Origin of the sequence: Phyllobacterium pellucidum (assembly GCF_013327855.1) — a bacterium.
Classification (GTDB): domain Bacteria; phylum Pseudomonadota; class Alphaproteobacteria; order Rhizobiales; family Rhizobiaceae; genus Phyllobacterium; species Phyllobacterium pellucidum.
Map to the genome: position 1 here is coordinate 261124 of NZ_JABUMX010000002.1, position 15509 is coordinate 276632.

General features: G+C 59.9%; 13 protein-coding genes. 5 read left to right on the forward strand and 8 right to left on the reverse strand.

Going from position 1 to position 15509, the window contains the following annotated elements; all coding sequences use genetic code 11:
• Positions 1-61 precede the first annotated feature (61 nt).
• The 3 genes from HQ945_RS09275 to HQ945_RS09285 are packed head-to-tail and all read left to right on the forward strand — an operon-like array spanning position 62 to position 4398.
• Positions 62-1051 carry a formylglycine-generating enzyme family protein gene (locus HQ945_RS09275; RefSeq protein WP_113280657.1) on the forward strand — a complete coding sequence of 330 codons (990 nt, stop codon included), beginning with the start codon at positions 62-64 and terminating at the stop codon, positions 1049-1051.
• Between the two features lie 46 nt (positions 1052-1097).
• Positions 1098-2789 carry an aspartate-alanine antiporter gene (gene aspT / locus HQ945_RS09280; RefSeq protein WP_113280656.1) on the forward strand — a complete coding sequence of 564 codons (1692 nt, stop codon included), beginning with the start codon at positions 1098-1100 and terminating at the stop codon, positions 2787-2789.
• Between the two features lie 10 nt (positions 2790-2799).
• Entirely contained in the window at positions 2800-4398 is a 1599-nt protein-coding gene (locus HQ945_RS09285) for a bifunctional aspartate transaminase/aspartate 4-decarboxylase (RefSeq protein ID WP_174208035.1), read from the forward strand.
• 60 nt (positions 4399-4458) lie between these two features.
• Here the strand turns inward: HQ945_RS09285 and HQ945_RS09290 are convergent, their stop codons facing one another.
• On the reverse strand, positions 4459-6171 hold the full coding sequence (locus tag HQ945_RS09290; RefSeq protein ID WP_174208036.1) for a cache domain-containing sensor histidine kinase: 1713 nt from the start codon (positions 6169-6171) through the stop codon (positions 4459-4461).
• Between the two features lie 240 nt (positions 6172-6411).
• On the opposite strand from HQ945_RS09290, the gene trhA reads away from it, so the two are divergent.
• Positions 6412-7068 (forward strand): PAQR family membrane homeostasis protein TrhA, encoded by a 657-nt coding sequence (gene trhA, locus HQ945_RS09295; RefSeq protein WP_246272630.1) that lies wholly within the window; start codon positions 6412-6414, stop codon positions 7066-7068.
• 6 nt (positions 7069-7074) lie between these two features.
• On the opposite strand, the gene HQ945_RS09300 is transcribed toward trhA, so the two are convergent.
• From HQ945_RS09300 to HQ945_RS09315, 4 genes are all read right to left on the reverse strand, one after another.
• Entirely contained in the window at positions 7075-7473 is a 399-nt protein-coding gene (locus tag HQ945_RS09300) for a hypothetical protein (RefSeq protein ID WP_051614931.1), read from the reverse strand.
• A gap of 133 nt (positions 7474-7606) precedes the next feature.
• Complete coding sequence (locus HQ945_RS09305) at positions 7607-8572, reverse strand: substrate-binding domain-containing protein (protein WP_036814345.1); 966 nt, start codon at positions 8570-8572, stop codon at positions 7607-7609.
• A gap of 28 nt (positions 8573-8600) precedes the next feature.
• Positions 8601-9875 carry an ABC transporter permease gene (locus tag HQ945_RS09310; RefSeq protein ID WP_113280770.1) on the reverse strand — a complete coding sequence of 425 codons (1275 nt, stop codon included), beginning with the start codon at positions 9873-9875 and terminating at the stop codon, positions 8601-8603.
• A 38-nt stretch (positions 9876-9913) separates the two neighbouring features.
• Positions 9914-11470, reverse strand: coding sequence for a sugar ABC transporter ATP-binding protein (locus tag HQ945_RS09315; protein WP_113280769.1), 1557 nt, complete (start codon positions 11468-11470; stop codon positions 9914-9916).
• Positions 11471-11580: 110 nt separating this feature from the next.
• Between HQ945_RS09315 and HQ945_RS09320 the strand changes: the two genes are divergently transcribed.
• Positions 11581-12285 (forward strand): FCD domain-containing protein, encoded by a 705-nt coding sequence (locus tag HQ945_RS09320; protein ID WP_162737179.1) that lies wholly within the window; start codon positions 11581-11583, stop codon positions 12283-12285.
• A 27-nt stretch (positions 12286-12312) separates the two neighbouring features.
• On the opposite strand, the gene HQ945_RS09325 is transcribed toward HQ945_RS09320, so the two are convergent.
• The 3 genes from HQ945_RS09325 to HQ945_RS09335 are packed head-to-tail and all read right to left on the reverse strand — an operon-like array spanning position 12313 to position 15439.
• Positions 12313-12885 (reverse strand): DUF1349 domain-containing protein, encoded by a 573-nt coding sequence (locus HQ945_RS09325; RefSeq protein ID WP_113280652.1) that lies wholly within the window; start codon positions 12883-12885, stop codon positions 12313-12315.
• A 20-nt stretch (positions 12886-12905) separates the two neighbouring features.
• The gene (locus HQ945_RS09330; RefSeq protein WP_113280651.1) at positions 12906-13937 is read right to left on the reverse strand and encodes an ABC transporter ATP-binding protein; all 1032 of its coding nucleotides are present in this window, start codon (positions 13935-13937) and stop codon (positions 12906-12908) included.
• Complete coding sequence (locus tag HQ945_RS09335; RefSeq protein WP_246272631.1) at positions 13934-15439, reverse strand: ABC transporter permease; 1506 nt, start codon at positions 15437-15439, stop codon at positions 13934-13936. Before HQ945_RS09335 ends, HQ945_RS09330 begins: the two co-directional genes overlap by 4 nt.
• Between the last annotated feature and the right edge of the window lie 70 nt (positions 15440-15509).

A 15509-nucleotide genomic window follows, 5' to 3' on the forward strand; every position in this document is an offset into this window, starting at 1 on the left:
GTACTTCAGTCGCAGCGAATTCGCGGCAATGCTCGCACAAGTTGACATTCGGAGAGGTAGAATGCCCGCCGCAGCCCAAAGAGATGGCTTCAACGAGCAGTTGAAATCGGAGGACGGCCTCATCTGGATCCCCGGACGAACCTTCATGATGGGGTCGAACAAGCACTATCCGGAGGAGTCCCCTGCGCACCCGGTCGAGGTCGACGGATTCTGGATCCAGGCCACCCCGGTCACAAACCGTCAATTCATGGAATTCGTCAAGGCGACCGGCCATATAACCGTTGCCGAAAAGGCCCCGAATCCAAAGGATTATCCCGGTGCGCTGCCACATATGTTGAAGCCGGGCTCGCTGATGTTCGATCCGCCGACCCGCCCGGTCACAAGCCCCGATATTTCCCAGTGGTGGACTTACAAGTTCGGGGCTGACTGGCGTCACCCCTATGGCCGGCGCAGCGACTTGCGCGGCAAACTCGACCATCCCGTCGTGCATGTGGCATGGCAGGATGCCAAGGCCTACGCGGATTGGGCCGGCAAGGACCTGCCGACGGAAGCCGAGTGGGAACTGGCAGCGCGCGGCGGGCTCGACGAAACCGAGTTTGCCTGGGGTGACGAACTGAACCCCGGCGGCCGGCAGATGGCAAATACCTGGCAAGGCATATTTCCACATCACAACCTTCGCTCCCAAGGCGACGACCGGACCTCGCCCGTCCACAGATTCCCACCGAACGGTTATGGCGTTTACGACATGATCGGAAATGTCTGGGAGTGGACGGGCGATTTCTGGTCCACACGTCATGAGGAGCCCGCGGCAAAGGCTTGCTGCATCCCGCTTAACCCGCGCGGCGGTCCGATCGACGCGAGCTATGATCCGCACACGCCGCAAATCCTTATTCCCCGGCGCGTCCTCAAGGGCGGTTCGCATCTTTGCGCACCGAATTATTGCCGGCGGTACCGTCCGGCCGCGCGGCATGCCGAACCCGAGGACACTTCAACCAGTCACGTTGGTTTTCGCTGCGTCAAGCGTTCGGATCAACGCTCGACTACGACCTGACGCTCAAACACCGCAATCGCGCTGATACAATCGTTGGAGGATCTCGATGGTCTGGCTTCATGAGATTTTTCGTCAATCGCCCGAAATTGCCTTGTTCCTGTCGCTTGCGGGCGGCTATGCCATCGGCAAGGTTCAATTCGGCAAATTCCAGCTCGGCGGCGTTGCCGGATCGCTGCTTGTAGCGGTGCTGATCAGCCAGGTCGGCGTCTCCGTCGACAATGGCGTAAAATCCGTGCTGTTCGCGCTGTTCATCTATGCCGTGGGCTTTGAAAGCGGCCCGCAATTCTTCCGCTCGCTCGGCCGTCAATCGCTGCGCGAAATCGCTATGGCCGTCGTGCTTGCTCTCAGCGGGCTGCTGACCGTCATCGTGCTGGCCCGGATGTTTGGGCTCGACAAGGGCCTCGCCGCCGGTATCGCCGCGGGCGGCCTTACGCAATCGGCCATTATCGGTACGGCCTCCGCCGCCATCGGCAAGCTCGGCCTGGCCGCCGATGAAGTGCAGCGCCTGCAAGGCAACGTCGCCGTTGGCTATGCGGTCACCTACATCTTCGGCTCGTTCGGCGCGATCATCGTTTGCGTCAACATTCTGCCGAAGTTCATGGGCCGCAGCATTCGTGACGACGCGATGAAGGCGGAGGCGGAACTCCTTGCCGGCGCGCAGGTCTTCGGGCCGGGCGAAGTGCCCGCCGCGCCCGATCTCGTCGGCCGCATCTATCGGGTGACGTCCGCAGCCGGAAAGACCATTGCCCAGATAGAAGGGCCGACGACGAGGGACGCGCCGATGACCATCGAACGCGTCAAGCGCGCCGGCGCGCTGATTGGCGTCCAGCCTGACCTCAGGCTTGAATCCGGCGATGTAATCCTGGTTGTCGGCCGGCGTGCGGGCGTGGTGTCTTCAGCACAAGGCATCGGTCCCGAGCTTCAATCGTCGGACGGCATGGACCTTGTCATCGTGACCCGCGATATCACGATCAACAGTCCGGCGCTGGTCGGCAAGACGGTCGCGGAAATCAGGGCGGCGACCGCCGATGACCTGCGCCACGGCATCTATGTCACCGGGATCAAGCGCGCCGACAAGCCGCTGCCGCTATTGCCTGACACGCGCATCGAAACCGGCGACGTGGTCAGCCTTTACGGCACTGACCAGGATTTGCAGAGAGTGGCCAAATCCATTGGCACCGTCATCGTCCCCAGCGACAAGACCGATTTCGTCTTCCACGGCTTTGGCATCGTTGCCGGCCTGCTGATCGGCCTCGCCGTAATCCGGATCGGCTCGATTCCTCTGACGCTTGGAAGCGGCGGGGGCGCCCTGCTCTCCGGTCTTCTGTTCGGCTGGTATCGCAGCCGCAACCTTGCCATCGGCAACATGCCGACCGCGGCGTCGACGCTCCTGCGCGACCTTGGTCTAGCAGGCTTCGTTGCGGTGGTCGGACTTCAATCCGGCCTGCAGGCAGTGCAAACCATCGCCACAAGCGGTCTTTCGATTTTTCTCATCGGCGTGGTCGTGACCATCCTGCCGCTGCTGATCACCATGGTCTTTGGCCGTTATGTCCTCAAATATGACAACACGGCGATCTTTGCCGGTGCGCTGTCCGGTTCGCGCAGTGCCAACCCTGCCTTCGGCGAAATCCTCGACAAGGCAGGCAATACGATACCGACGACCCCCTTCGCCATTACCTATGCCCTTGCCAATGTATTCCTGACCCTGCTCGGCCCTTTGGTCGTGGCATTTGCCTGAGGAGAGTTCCATGCCCCGCACAGACTACAGCCAATATGCCAAGCTTAGCCCGTTCGAACTCAAGGATGCGTTGATCCAGGTTGCCTCCAGCAAGGAAAATCGGCTCATTCTCAATGCCGGACGCGGCAACCCGAACTTTCTCGCCACCCTGCCGCGACGCGCCTTTTTCCGCCTCGGGCTCTTTGCGGTTGCCGAAGCTGAACTCTCATTCTCATATATGGAGAACGGTGTCGGGGGCCTGCCGAAAATCGCCGGAATCGAGGGGCGCTTTGCCCGCTATGTCGACGAACATCGCGATCAGCCCGGGGTAGTGTTTCTTGGGCGGGCTTTGAGCTATGTCCGCGACCAGCTCGGGCTCAATGCATCGGACTTTTTGCATGAAGCTGTCGAGGGGATTCTCGGCTGCAATTATCCCGTACCGCCGCGCATGCTTCGCGTCAGCGAGGAAATCGTGAAGCACTATATCGTCAAGGAGATGATCGGCGGCTTCATCAGTTCGGACGACATCGACCTTTTCGCGGTAGAGGGCGGCACCGCGGCCATGACCTATATCTTCAATTCGCTGAAGCAGAACAAGCTGATATCGGCTGGCGACAAGGTAGCGATCGGCATGCCCGCCTTCACGCCCTACATCGAAATTCCCGAGCTTAAGGAATACGACCTGAAGCAGGTTCATATAAACGCCGATCCTACCCAGGAATGGCAATATCCCGATAAGGAGATCGACAAGCTTCTTGATAAGGACATCAAGATCTTCTTCTGCATCAATCCGAGCAATCCCCCCTCGGTGAAGATGGATGATCGCAGCCTCGAACGCATCACGAAGATGGTCGCGGAGAAGCGGCCGGACCTGATGATCCTTACCGATGACGTCTACGGGACCTTCGCGGACGACTTCAAGTCGCTGTTCGCGACCTGCCCCGCCAATACCCTTCTTGTCTATTCCTTCTCTAAATATTTCGGTGCAACGGGATGGCGGCTCGGCGTCATCGCAACGCAGCGCGAAAATATCTTCGACGCCAAGCTCAAGGGGCTCTCCAAGTCCGACCGCAAGGAACTTGACGAGCGCTATTCGACGCTTGTTCCTGACGTATCGAAGCTGAAATTCCTCGACCGGGTGGTTGCGGACAGCCGGGCGGTTGCCCTGAACCACACGGCCGGGCTTTCCACGCCGCAGCAGGTACAGATGGTGCTGTTTTCGCTGTTTGCCCTGATGGACGAGAGCGACGGCTACAAGGCGGAGCTGAAGAAGCTCATCCGCCGCCGTGAGGCTGCGCTCTACCGCGAACTCGGGCTGCCGCCGGAACACGACGTCAATGCCGTCGATTACTATACGCTGCTTGATCTCGAACATATTGCCCGCAAGCTCTATGGAGATGCATTCGCCGACTGGGTGAAGAAAAATGTGGCGCCCACCGAGCTCCTGTTCCGGATTGCCAGCGACACCGGCATTGTACTGCTGCCCGGCAGCGGCTTCGGTACCCTGCATCCTTCGGGGCGCGCCTCGCTCGCCAATCTCAACGAATTCGAATACGCGAATATCGGGCGGTCGTTGCGCAAATTGGCCGACCAGATTTATGCGAACTACAAAGGCAAGAAGAAGGGTTGAGCTAGCCGGTCCTGTATCAGCATCCTCGGGGCCAATCCCGAGAACTGCAATGAGCTGCGATCAACCCCGTACGCGCACGGAGAGCGTGGTTCCCTTCTTGCCGGTGGATATATCGAGCAGTCCGTTGAAGGGTCGCAGCCGCGCCTCCATTCCGGAGAGTCCGACGCCGATCGTATTGCGATTTCTGCGCTCTATGCCGATGCCGTCATCCTTCACGGTCAAAGACAGCATCGGGTATGCATCGCTGCCCTGGCGCACAAGCCTGATCGTGGCGTGCCTTGCGCGTGCATGGCGGTAGATATTTGTCAGCGCCTCCTGGACAATGCGAAATATCGCAAGCTCCACGCCGGCCGGCGGCCGCTTCGTGCCAATTTCGGGCGCCACTCGCAGCTCGATCTCAAGACCGCTCCGCTCCTCGAAACCGACGACGAGCAGTTCGAGCGCATTGGGCAGCCCGGACTCGTCGAGCATCGGCGGGTGAAGCAGGTAGGACAGCGTTCGCAATTCCTCATTGCTTTGCATGATCAATGCGGCGGCGCGGTGCAATGCCCGCGACGTGTCATCGTCAGTCTCCGAAACGCGGGAACGGGCGCTGTCGAGTTCCATTGCCGCGCCGATCAGGTGCTGGCCGGTTGAATCGTGCAGGTCGCGCGCGATCGAACGGCGCTCCTCATCCTGCGAGACAAGCACGCGCTCGCTGACCTCGCGAAGCGACTCGTTGGAATGAAGCAGCGCTATCGAATTTCGCCGTGCCATCCATGCGGTCGCCATGAATGCTGCAAGGGCGGTCGCGAGAACCGCGCCATAGACGAAAACCGATTGCCACCAGCCGTTCAGCAATTTGCCTTCATCGATGGCGTAGCTCACGTAAAACGGAAACGCCTCAACCTTTCGGTATGCCACCAGCCGGTTCGTCTGGTCACTTGCAGACACGCTGTTGACCACCCCTGCGGCCGGATTGGCTCCCACGGCAGACGCGAACCACAAGGGCGCCTGGTTGCCGCCTTGGGCAAAGGGGACATTGACGATGACCCTGCCATCGTTCCGCAGGAGCTGGGCAACATCGGACGGCGAAGCCGCCCCATTGAACAGGTTGGAAAAATACTCGAGCGGCATGGTGATCAATATCAAGCCGTCGAACAAGCCATCCTGCCGGTGCAGGGCCTTGCTCATGGTCAGCGAGAGTTTGCCATGGACCCTGCCTATGAGCGGCTCGCCAATGAATGTCTCGCTCAAGGGATTATCGTGCAGGTAGCGGTAATAATCGCGATCGGTGACGCTGAACGACTTGGCCGGAAAGCCCTCACTATAGGCGACGAGCGAACCTTCCCTGTTGACGAGGGCAATGACGCCAGAATGCTTCAGGAATTGCTTTTGATCGGCGAGAAGGCTTGCCACTTTCGGCGACGCCACGATGTCGCTCCAGGGCATCGGATCGATTTCAGAAGAAATGTTGCGCAAGACCATTTCATTGGCTTCGAGGATCTTGCTGACATAGGCTTCAAGCAGCGCCGTCTTCTGGCGCAACTGAACCGTCGATTCGGTGATCATCCTGTCCCTGCTCTCACCCACGCCGATAATGAAGACGAGAATGATCGCGGCGACGCTGAGGAAGAGGAGAAGTCCGTAAGGCAGCAGCTCCAGCGGACGCGAATGCGAGCGGACGCTGCCGCTCAGCGCTTTGCCGGCGGGCGCCATCAGGCCAAGGCGGCGCAGGAGTGCAGGAAGTCCCGCAAGCGCCCATCGATCACCACTTCTGCGCAGAATGCTCAACACCAGTCCCCAGTCACCACGTCCGCCACAGCGGATCCGCCCTGTTATACTGCAATTCTATCAAGTAAAAAGGAAAGTAATTACGAATGTAATTGCCCATCATTGTTACACATTTTCCCGCCATACGCATCGGGAATTCTCCTGATCGCCATGCGCAATGCCTGGGTCAGGGGATTTCGGGTTGTCAAAAGCAAAGAATGAAATACGCTGGATGCCATGATCGAGATTGCAGGAGCCCCTTTGACCGGACCAAAGCTACGAGCCCTACCCGTGACGATCTTCCGGCGCTATTCGGTGGCGGAGCTTTGGGCAGATGGCGTTGTGCACGTTCTGGGCACCACTCTCGCCATCGTCGGATCGATCATACTCCTGACGATCGTGCTCGGTCAGTCAGCGATCGGCACCTCGGCCGCGACCGCCATCTATGTCGGAACACTCGTGCTTTCGATGGGCCTGTCAGCCACCTACAACATCTGGCCGGAATCGCCGATCAAATACTTGCTGCGCCGTTTCGATCATTCGGCGATCTATCTCCTGATTGCCGGCACTTATACGCCCTTCATGGCGAAGTCGGGCACATGGTGGCTGCTCGCAGGCGTCTGGGCCACGGCCGTCGTCGGTGTCGTCCTTAAGCTGGTAATGCCAGGACGCTTTGATCGCCTCGCCATCGGGCTCTATCTCTTGCTTGGATGGAGCGGGGTTTCCGCTTATCACCAGCTTGAAGGGGCTTTGTCAGCATCAGTGCTGTGGCTGATCCTCGCTGGCGGCATTGTCTATTCCTGCGGAGTCATCTTTCACGTGCTCGAACGCCTGCCGTTTCACAATGCGATATGGCACAGCTTCGTCCTCACCGCGGCTGGCATCCACTTTGCGGCCGTCTATTCCGTCGTCGTCTGAAAAATTCTACTGCGTATCGACCGTCGGCTGATCCTGCCCGCTTGTTGGTGCGGTGAACGGCATCGTGAACACCTGCCCGCCAATTCCGGCCGCAAGATCGGTGGAAAACGACAATGGCATGCAGGCCTGGATCGCTTCGATTGCTGAACCAACGAACTTTTGACGCGCCTTGTCATCGCCATCGACAGCGATGTTCGTCGGCTTCGGCGGCCCAATCAACGTTCCATCACGCTTGAAGCTGAAGCTGAGCGTTACCGTGCCCTTCCAATCCGAGGCTGGCTTCCAGCAAGCGGCAATCGCCTGGCCGACGTCATCCATCGTCTGCAGCGGTTCGGCGGAGGCCTTGATTGTCCATATGGCAGCCGCGGCGAAGAAAATTGCCGCGGCAATGGCCTGCGTTTTCATGACGGTACCTCCAACAACATGCGGCGCAACAGGTGCGGCCGGGCCAAATCATAGCGCAAAAGGCTGCGATAACAACAAGATGTCGGAGAAATTCGAGCCGCACGTGGACGTGCGGCTCGCCTTGACCAATGCGTTAGAGCCCGTTCGCCTTGAGGATCGCAGGTGCGTTTTCCTTGGTGATCGTTTCCGTTCCAAGCACGATCTTCTTCTCGACCTTTTCGCCCGCGAGAACCTTCAAGGCTTGGCGCAGTCCTTCGGCACCCGGCGTCGGATAGAGGAATGTCGCAGCCAGTTCGCCCTTGTTCACCCATTGGACGCCCTCATTGGGCAACCCGTCGACGCCGAGGAAAAGGATATTCTTCTCACGGCCCGCATCCTTGGCGGCAAGGTAGGCACCATAGGCCATTGGGTCGTTGTGGCCGTAGACCATGGTAATATCTTCATGGTTGCGCAGGGCGGTCGCCATGATGTTGTAGGCCTGATCCTGTTTCCAGTCGCCCGATTGCTTGTCGAGCAAATATTTGATGCCGGGTTCCGCATCCGTATATTTGTGGAAGCCGTCGCTGCGATCATGGCTTGCCTGCGTGCCCAGCCCGCCCCAGATTTCGACGACGGTGCCCTTGGCCTTGCCCTTGCCACCGAGGAGTTCCACGGCATGTTTGCCGGCGGCCTCGCCGATCACAACATTGTCGCCTCCGATCCACTGCGTATATTTTTCGGTATCGACGTTGCGGTCGAGAACAATAACGGGAATGCCTGCCTCCATCGCCTTTTCGACGACGCCGGTAAGGCCGGCGGATTCCTTTGGCGAAATCAGGATGGCGTCGACCTCCTGGCGGATGAAGTTTTCAACGTCGGCGACCTGCTTTTCCGTCTTGTCCTGGCCGTCGGCAACCAGAAGCTCGACATTGGCGTGTTTCTTCGCCTCTGCTTCGAGGTCCTTGTTGAACTGGACACGCCACGGCTCGACGGTGGTCACCTGGCTGAAGCCGATGACGTATTTATCCTTGGCTTCAGCCAGGGATACGTGGAAGGCGACTGGAGCGATCAGGGCCGTCGCGAGGGCCCAGGTGGCAAACTGCCTGCGGGTAATCTTCATTCTCTCTCTCCCTTTGTGGTTATGCGTATTATTCGCCGTGCCGGCCTGTCTCCGTCTGCTGGCTGGACACGGATCTCTCGGGTGCGTCGCGCACCTTGAGCTGAGAAAGGAAGAACATCCAACCACTTGAGCGGCGTTCCTGAAGCAGGACCGCGACAATGATGATGATGCCCTTCAAGACGAGCTGGGTATTACTGTCGATATTGTTAAGCTGGAGGATATTGCTGAGGAAACCGAAGATGAGGACGCCAACGAGCGTGCCGATCATCGATCCGCGGCCGCCCATGAGGCTGGTCCCGCCGATGACAACGGCAGCGATCGCATCGAGCTCGAGACCCATGCCGGCATCGGGTTTGCCCTGGCGGTATTGTGCGACGTAGAGGATGCCTGCCAGCGCTGCAAGATAGCCCGAAATCGCGTAGACGGTGATCTTGACGCGCCAGACCGGGACACCGGCAAGCCGGGCCGCTTCCTCATTGCCGCCGATCGCATAGACATAGCGGCCGAACTTCGTAAATCTGAGAATGATCCAGAAGAGCAGTATGACGCCCGCAAAAATGACGCCGGGTACCGGAACGATGCCGAAGATGAGCGCCCGCAGCGCCTCGAAATCCTCGGTGGCATTGCTTCCCGTATAGACCGGCCAAACGGCCGTGTTCTGGCCAGCAGTCAGCCGGGCAATGCCGAGGCCGGCGACCATCATGGCGAGCGTAACGATGAAGGGTTGTAGCCTGCCGCCGACGATCACGACACCGTTGATTGCCCCGAGCATCAGGCCAACAGCGGGCACGACAAGCAGAACAAGCAGGACGCTGGCCTTGCTTCCGGAACTCGACGCGACCAGGGCGGCGACGACAAACGCGGCGGCCAAGGCGGCAACCAGTGCGATCTTGGAGAGTCCGGGAACCGCTCCGGTTTGCGTTGCGCGCCGCTGCACCTTGACAGCAAACGATACGACGCCGAGGACGACAAGGAAGGCCAGAAGAAACACAGCTGGAACACCGAGCAGATAGGCGGAAGACCAGCCCTCATTGGTCAGGAGCATCGCGCAGACCACGGAGCCGAGTGCAAGCACCGACCCGACCGAAAGGTCGATACCGGCGATAAGGATCACAAGCGTCATGCCGACAGCGGTGATGCCGGTCACGGAAATTTGCCGGAAAACGTCGGAAAGGTTGCCGAAGGACAGGAAGATGTTGTGTCCCTTCGATGAGACGGGCGAGGACAGAACGCCGACTGCAAACAGCAATGCGAGGCCCCAATAGAGCTTCGTCGCCTTTACGATCCCCTTCAGCCATTCCATGGTGTTCGATGATGCCATTGCCCGCTCGCCTGTATCGGTCATGCCGCTGCTCCGGTCAGGGCATTGCCCTGCGGCGTTGCAAGCTCCATGACCCGCTCTTCTGAAAATTCCTGGGCGTCGATGACGCCTGTCGCCCTGCCCTCGCACATGACAAGAATGCGATTCGACAGCGAAAGCAGTTCCGGAAGCTCCGAACTTACCATCACGATGGCAACCCCGGATTCCGCCAGTTTTTTGAGAAGGTCGTAAATCTCCTCCTTCGCGCCGACGTCGATGCCACGCGTCGGCTCGTCGAGCAGCACGACCCGCGGTCGCGTCTCCAGCCATTTGCCGAGTACGATCTTCTGCTGGTTGCCGCCGCTGAGTTCATCGATGCCCTGGTCTGGCCCCTGACAGCGCACGCGCATGGCCGAGATGATGCGACCCGCAACCGTGTCTTCGCGGGCCTTGCTGATCCAGCCAAGCGGCGCAAGCCAGGGCAGCGAAGGGAGCACCGCGTTGGAGCGGATGTCGGCGTGAAGCAGCAGACCCGTCCCTTTGCGGTCTTCGGTCAGGAAAGCGATGCCGTTGCCGACGGAACGGCGCGGGTTTAGCGACTGCGCCGCCTGCCTGATACCGCCGCGTTCTATCGTACCCGAACGTTTTCCAATGGCAGCGCCGAAAATGAGTTCCAGCACTTCGGTACGGCCCGATCCCAGGAGCCCGCCTATCCCGAGTATCTCGCCCTCGTGAAGATCGAAGCTTACATCATTGACAACGCTGTGAATTCGGCCGCGCGAGTTCGGTCTTTCGAGTCCGAGATTGCGCACCGAAAGTACAATCGGCCGCTCCGACACAGAAGCTGCAGCAAGCTGCTTCTTTACGTCCCGGCCAACCATCATGCGGATAACATCGCGCTCGCTGATCTCGCCCGAGCGGCGGGTTGCGATGAAATTGCCGTCGCGCAGGACCGTGATCTTGTCGGCAAGTGCAAAGACCTCGCTCATCCGGTGCGAAATGTAGACAATGGCGACGCCTTGCCGGGCAAGATCGCGCACGAAACTCGCAAGCCTTTGCGCCTCGGCCTCGGACAGGGCCGACGTTGGTTCGTCCAGCACCAGCACATCGGCATTGAGCGAAAGGGCGCGTGCTATCTCGACCAATTGCTGCTCGCCCACCCGCAGGTTCTCGATATCGGCGCGCGGGTCGATATCGATACCGAAGCGCGTCAGGATTTCGGCGCTGCGTCTTTCAATCTCGGCATAGTCGATGAAGAGGCCGGCTTTCAGAGGTTCGCGGCCAAGGAAGATGTTCTCCGAGACGCTTAAAGTGGGGATGAGGTTGAGTTCCTGATGGATGATGGCGATGCCGTTGCGCTCCGCCTCCTTCGGCGTTGCAAAATCGACCGGATCGCCGCGAACTTCCATGTGTCCGCCGCTGCGCCGATGCACGCCGCTCAAAATCTTGACAAGTGTCGACTTGCCCGCACCGTTCTCGCCCATGATTGCATGGATTTCTCCAGCATGGATATCGAGGTCAATACGGCGCAGGGCAACCACGTGAGCGAAGGTCTTGCTGATCCCGCGCAGCGACACAATTGGAGGCTGGCTGTCCAAATGCTCCTCCCAAAACATTCTTCCCCGTTGGTATGTAACATGTTAGATGTTGCGACGGGAGTCAATTGCTGGAACCCCGGGTTTCAGCGAACAATGGGGGAGTTTCGACCGTGCAGATTCGCTCTGCGAGCAGGGACTTCAAGCAACAGAAGGTCGTCGCCGTCACACGCAAGGACCAGGTCTATACGATATTACGGCAGGCGATCATTTCATCGCAGCTCGCGCCGGGTGAAGCTATCCGCAAGGAAGTCGTAGCGGCCCAGCTCGGCGTCTCCCGTACCCCCGTCAGTGATGCGATCAACCGTCTGGCCGATGAAGGACTGGTTGAGATTTATCCGCAGACCGGCACGTTCGTCGCGCGCCTGTGGCTCGAGAAAATCGAAACGGCGCAATTCGTCCGTGTCGCACTCGAAACAGCCGCAATACGCCGGACGACGGAGCAGCTGACGCCGGAAACGCTTGAGTGGATGCAGCAGAACCTCGAGCAACAGCGCCACGCCGCGGCCCACCGGGAATTCGAACACTTCTATGAACTCGATGAGGCGTTGCACGACATGATCAGCGATGCGGCTGGATTGGTGGGCCTGCGCGAGATCGCTTCGCGTGAGCGCAGCCAGATCGACCGGGTGCGACGTCTGCTTCTCCATTACGAAGCGCGGATGGCGGAAACGCTCGTCGAACACGAGGCAATCATTGCGGCGATTGCCGACAGGGATGCCGATCGGGCGGCAAAGACCATGGAAACACATATTTCCCAGATGGGCCGCATGTTGCTGCATCTGCGCGACAAGCGACCGGAATTGTTCAAAAGCTAGAAAAGTCCTGCTCAAACAGGACAGGCTCTAGTCGTGCAGCTTGCGGTCGATGGCAGCACCAAGTTCGAAACCACGGAAACGCGCCGTAAATCCTGCCCGCTCCGGCGAACAGGCCATCATTCCGACCGAGGCGTCGGCATCAGAAAACGGGGCAAGGCGGGCCATCTGCCAAGGCGCATCGTTGACAGAGAATTGCACGCGGACCGCTGATCCGTGCCGGGTCAATTGCACCGCAACCTCATCGTCGGGACCTGCGTAGGGCAAAGGAATGACCGACCAGTCCGACTGGCGATTGGTGACGACGACGCTGAAATGCATCTGCCCGTCCGTAAACTCGATGCCTGTCTTGATCCAGTTTGCCGGATCAATCCGCAGCAGCAGCCCGGCCTGATCATAAAGTTCGCGGTAGTCGCCCTTGAACCTGACCCGCACGGTGAAATCGCCTGCTACCGGTGTCAGGTAAGCATGACCGTTGTCTCGCTTGAAACCATAGAATGTCTCTTGCCAGAAATCGGTCTGCAGATCGGTCGTAAGTTGCAGTTCTGCGGCATCGCCGCGATGCACCGCGGGTTCATTCAGCCAGGTAAATTGCCTGCTCATTCGTCTCTCCGCGCGGGTGATCAGGCGAAGACGTGCGCCTGGCCAATCAAACTGATCTGAACATGGCTGCCCACAGGCGGCAAGTCCAGCCGCGCGCTTTTGACCATCAGCGGCGCTCCGTCTTTCCCCAGCGACAGCGCGATCAAGCTAGACGGACCGTTGAAATCGATCCGCATGATGGTCCCCTGGCAAGGTTGCGCGCCGTTGGACAAGGAGAGGACCACCTGTTCCGGACGCAGCATGATCCGCCCCTTGCCGCGATAGGAACTCGATACCTCGACGCGACCGAGCTCGCACTCGGCCCATCCATCGTCAATCTCCGCCGACAGGATGATCGCATCGCCAAAGAACGAGGCGATGCCGGGATCGGACGGCTTCATGTAGAGGTCGCGCGGCGGTCCCGACTGGAGCAACTTCCCTTCGCGCAAGATCGCCACCTGATCGGCAAATGACAGCGCCTCTGCCTGATCATGCGTAACCAGAATGGCCATGATCTTCTCCGCCCGCAGCAACTCGGCAACGGACATGCGGATGGCCTCGCGCAAGCCCGTGTCCAGCGCCGAAAAAGGTTCGTCAAGCAGCATCAGCTTTGGCTGGCGGGCCAAGGCACGCGCCAGGGCGACACGCTGCTGCTGGCCGCCAGAGAGTTGGTGCGGCCGCCGGTCGCCCATTTCCCGCGCGAGTTCTACCATGTCCATCAGCGCCAATATGCGCCGATCGCGATGGGGCGCCTTTCGGTCCAGCCCGAAACCGATATTGTCCGCAACCGTCAAATGGGGAAACAGCGCTCCATCCTGCGCGACAATGCCGATGCTGCGCTTGTACGGCGGTGTGGCGGCCCTGCCCTCGGCCAGCAACTCTCCATCCAGCACAATCTGGCCCGAATCCGGCACTTCGAAGCCGGCGATCAAGCGCAGCAGCGTTGTCTTGCCCGACCCTGACGGTCCAACGATGGCCGTACGGCTGCCGGCAACGACGTCGATGCTAACATTTTCGAGGGCTGTGACCCGCCCATAGCGTTTGGTGACGGTGTTTACTGAAAGAAAAGTCATTGTCCGGTCATTCGCTTGGATTGTGTGTAGAGCAGCAAAGTCATGGGCAGTGACAACAGAACCATCAACAATGCGTATGGCGCAGCGGCAACGTAGTCAATCTCACTGGTCAGCGACCAGAATTGCGTTGCGAGCGTGCGCGTCCCGTTGGGCGACAGCATCAACGTGGCGGTCAGTTCATTGGTTATGCCCAATGCAACGAGCGCCATGCTGGCGGCAAAACCCGGCGCGGCGAGCCGCATGGTGATCTGCGCCACGGCGTTGATCGGCGTGCGCCCCAGCGCCATCGCCGCCTGTTCGAGTTCGACGGGAACCTGGGCGATGCTGGCGCGCAATCCGACGAGGGATCGCGGCAGGAACAGCAAGGCATAAGCAAGGAGCAGCGTTGCCACCGTCTGGTAGAGCGGCAGAGCGACGCGGACCGTAATCGTGACCAATGCCAGGGCCACAACCACGCCGGGAAGCGATCCCACATAGTAATGGCACGACTCAAGAACGCGCTGGATACTGCCGGGCGCGCGGACCGAGAGCCATGCCATCGGCAAGGTCACCGCCGTCGTCAGGGCTGCACCCGCGAGTGCGAACAGGATCGTTTGCCCAAGAGCGTTGCCGATAAGGTCGAGACGCCAGACGCCGGCGCCGCCAAGGATAAGCCAGCGGCCAAGCGTCGTGAACGGAACGCCGATTGCGAGTGCTGCGGTCAGCGCGCAAAGCAACATTCCCGGCACCGCCATCCAACCGAGCGTCCGCTTGACAGGGATGCGGGCCGCGCCAGAGCCGACGCGGGCATAGCGCTCATTGCCGCGAGCGAGGGCTTCGAGGCCCAGCAGGCCGAAGCAGCAGATGACCAGTACGCCAGCCAGCATGTTCGCGGCAGGACCGTTGAAGGCCGATTGGAACTGGTCGACGATCGCCGTGGTGAAGGTATCAAACCGAATCATTACATAGAGGCCGTACTCGGCAAGAAGATGCAGGCCGATCAGCAGCGACCCGCCGCAGATCGCAAGGCGCAATTGCGGCAGCACGGCAAAGAAGAAAACGCGCAACGGACCATTGCCAAGCGAGGCCGCAGCATCCTCGATCGCCGGATCAAGGCGCCTGATTTGCGCCGAAACCGGAAGGTAGAGGAACGGAAAATAGGCGAGAACCGAAACGAGTACGCCGCCGAACAGGCCCTGCAGCCCGGGGACGAGACTGACCCAGGCGTAGCTGTGGACGAAGGCGGGAACGGCGAGCGGCGCAACCGCCAGCCAGGACCAGAAACGGGCGCCGGGAAGGTCCGTCCGCTCGGTAAGCCATGCGAGCGTCACCGACAGAGCGATCGAGATCGGAATGGTGAGGGCGAGCAGCAGAAGCGTATTGATCAACAATTCGCCGACGCGCGGCCGAAAAATCAATGCCGATACGGTTTCCCAACCGGTCTGAACGGCAATCCAGATGACAAACCCGACCGGTAGCAGCGAAAGCGCCGAAACTGCCGCCGCCGCAGCGAAGACCCACATGCGTGGCAGTCCGCGGCGGCGCACCAGGGGAAATGGGGCTTGCACCAACAACGCGCCTGGCTGGTCTGAT

Bases quoted from the DNA above. Each gene is read 5' to 3' on its own strand.
- HQ945_RS09325 (WP_113280652.1), bottom strand. From the start codon at position 12,885: ATGAGCAGGCAATTTACCTGGCTGAATGAACCCGCGGTGCATCGCGGC.
- HQ945_RS09335 (WP_246272631.1), bottom strand. From the start codon at position 15,439: ATGTGGGTCTTCGCTGCGGCGGCGGCAGTTTCGGCGCTTTCGCTGCTA.
- HQ945_RS09305 (WP_036814345.1), bottom strand. From the start codon at position 8,572: ATGAAGATTACCCGCAGGCAGTTTGCCACCTGGGCCCTCGCGACGGCC.
- HQ945_RS09285 (WP_174208035.1), top strand. From the start codon at position 2,800: ATGCCCCGCACAGACTACAGCCAATATGCCAAGCTTAGCCCGTTCGAA.
- HQ945_RS09330 (WP_113280651.1), bottom strand. From the start codon at position 13,937: ATGACTTTTCTTTCAGTAAACACCGTCACCAAACGCTATGGGCGGGTC.
- HQ945_RS09310 (WP_113280770.1), bottom strand. From the start codon at position 9,875: ATGGAATGGCTGAAGGGGATCGTAAAGGCGACGAAGCTCTATTGGGGC.
- aspT (WP_113280656.1), top strand. From the start codon at position 1,098: ATGGTCTGGCTTCATGAGATTTTTCGTCAATCGCCCGAAATTGCCTTG.
- HQ945_RS09300 (WP_051614931.1), bottom strand. From the start codon at position 7,473: ATGAAAACGCAGGCCATTGCCGCGGCAATTTTCTTCGCCGCGGCTGCC.
- HQ945_RS09275 (WP_113280657.1), top strand. From the start codon at position 62: ATGCCCGCCGCAGCCCAAAGAGATGGCTTCAACGAGCAGTTGAAATCG.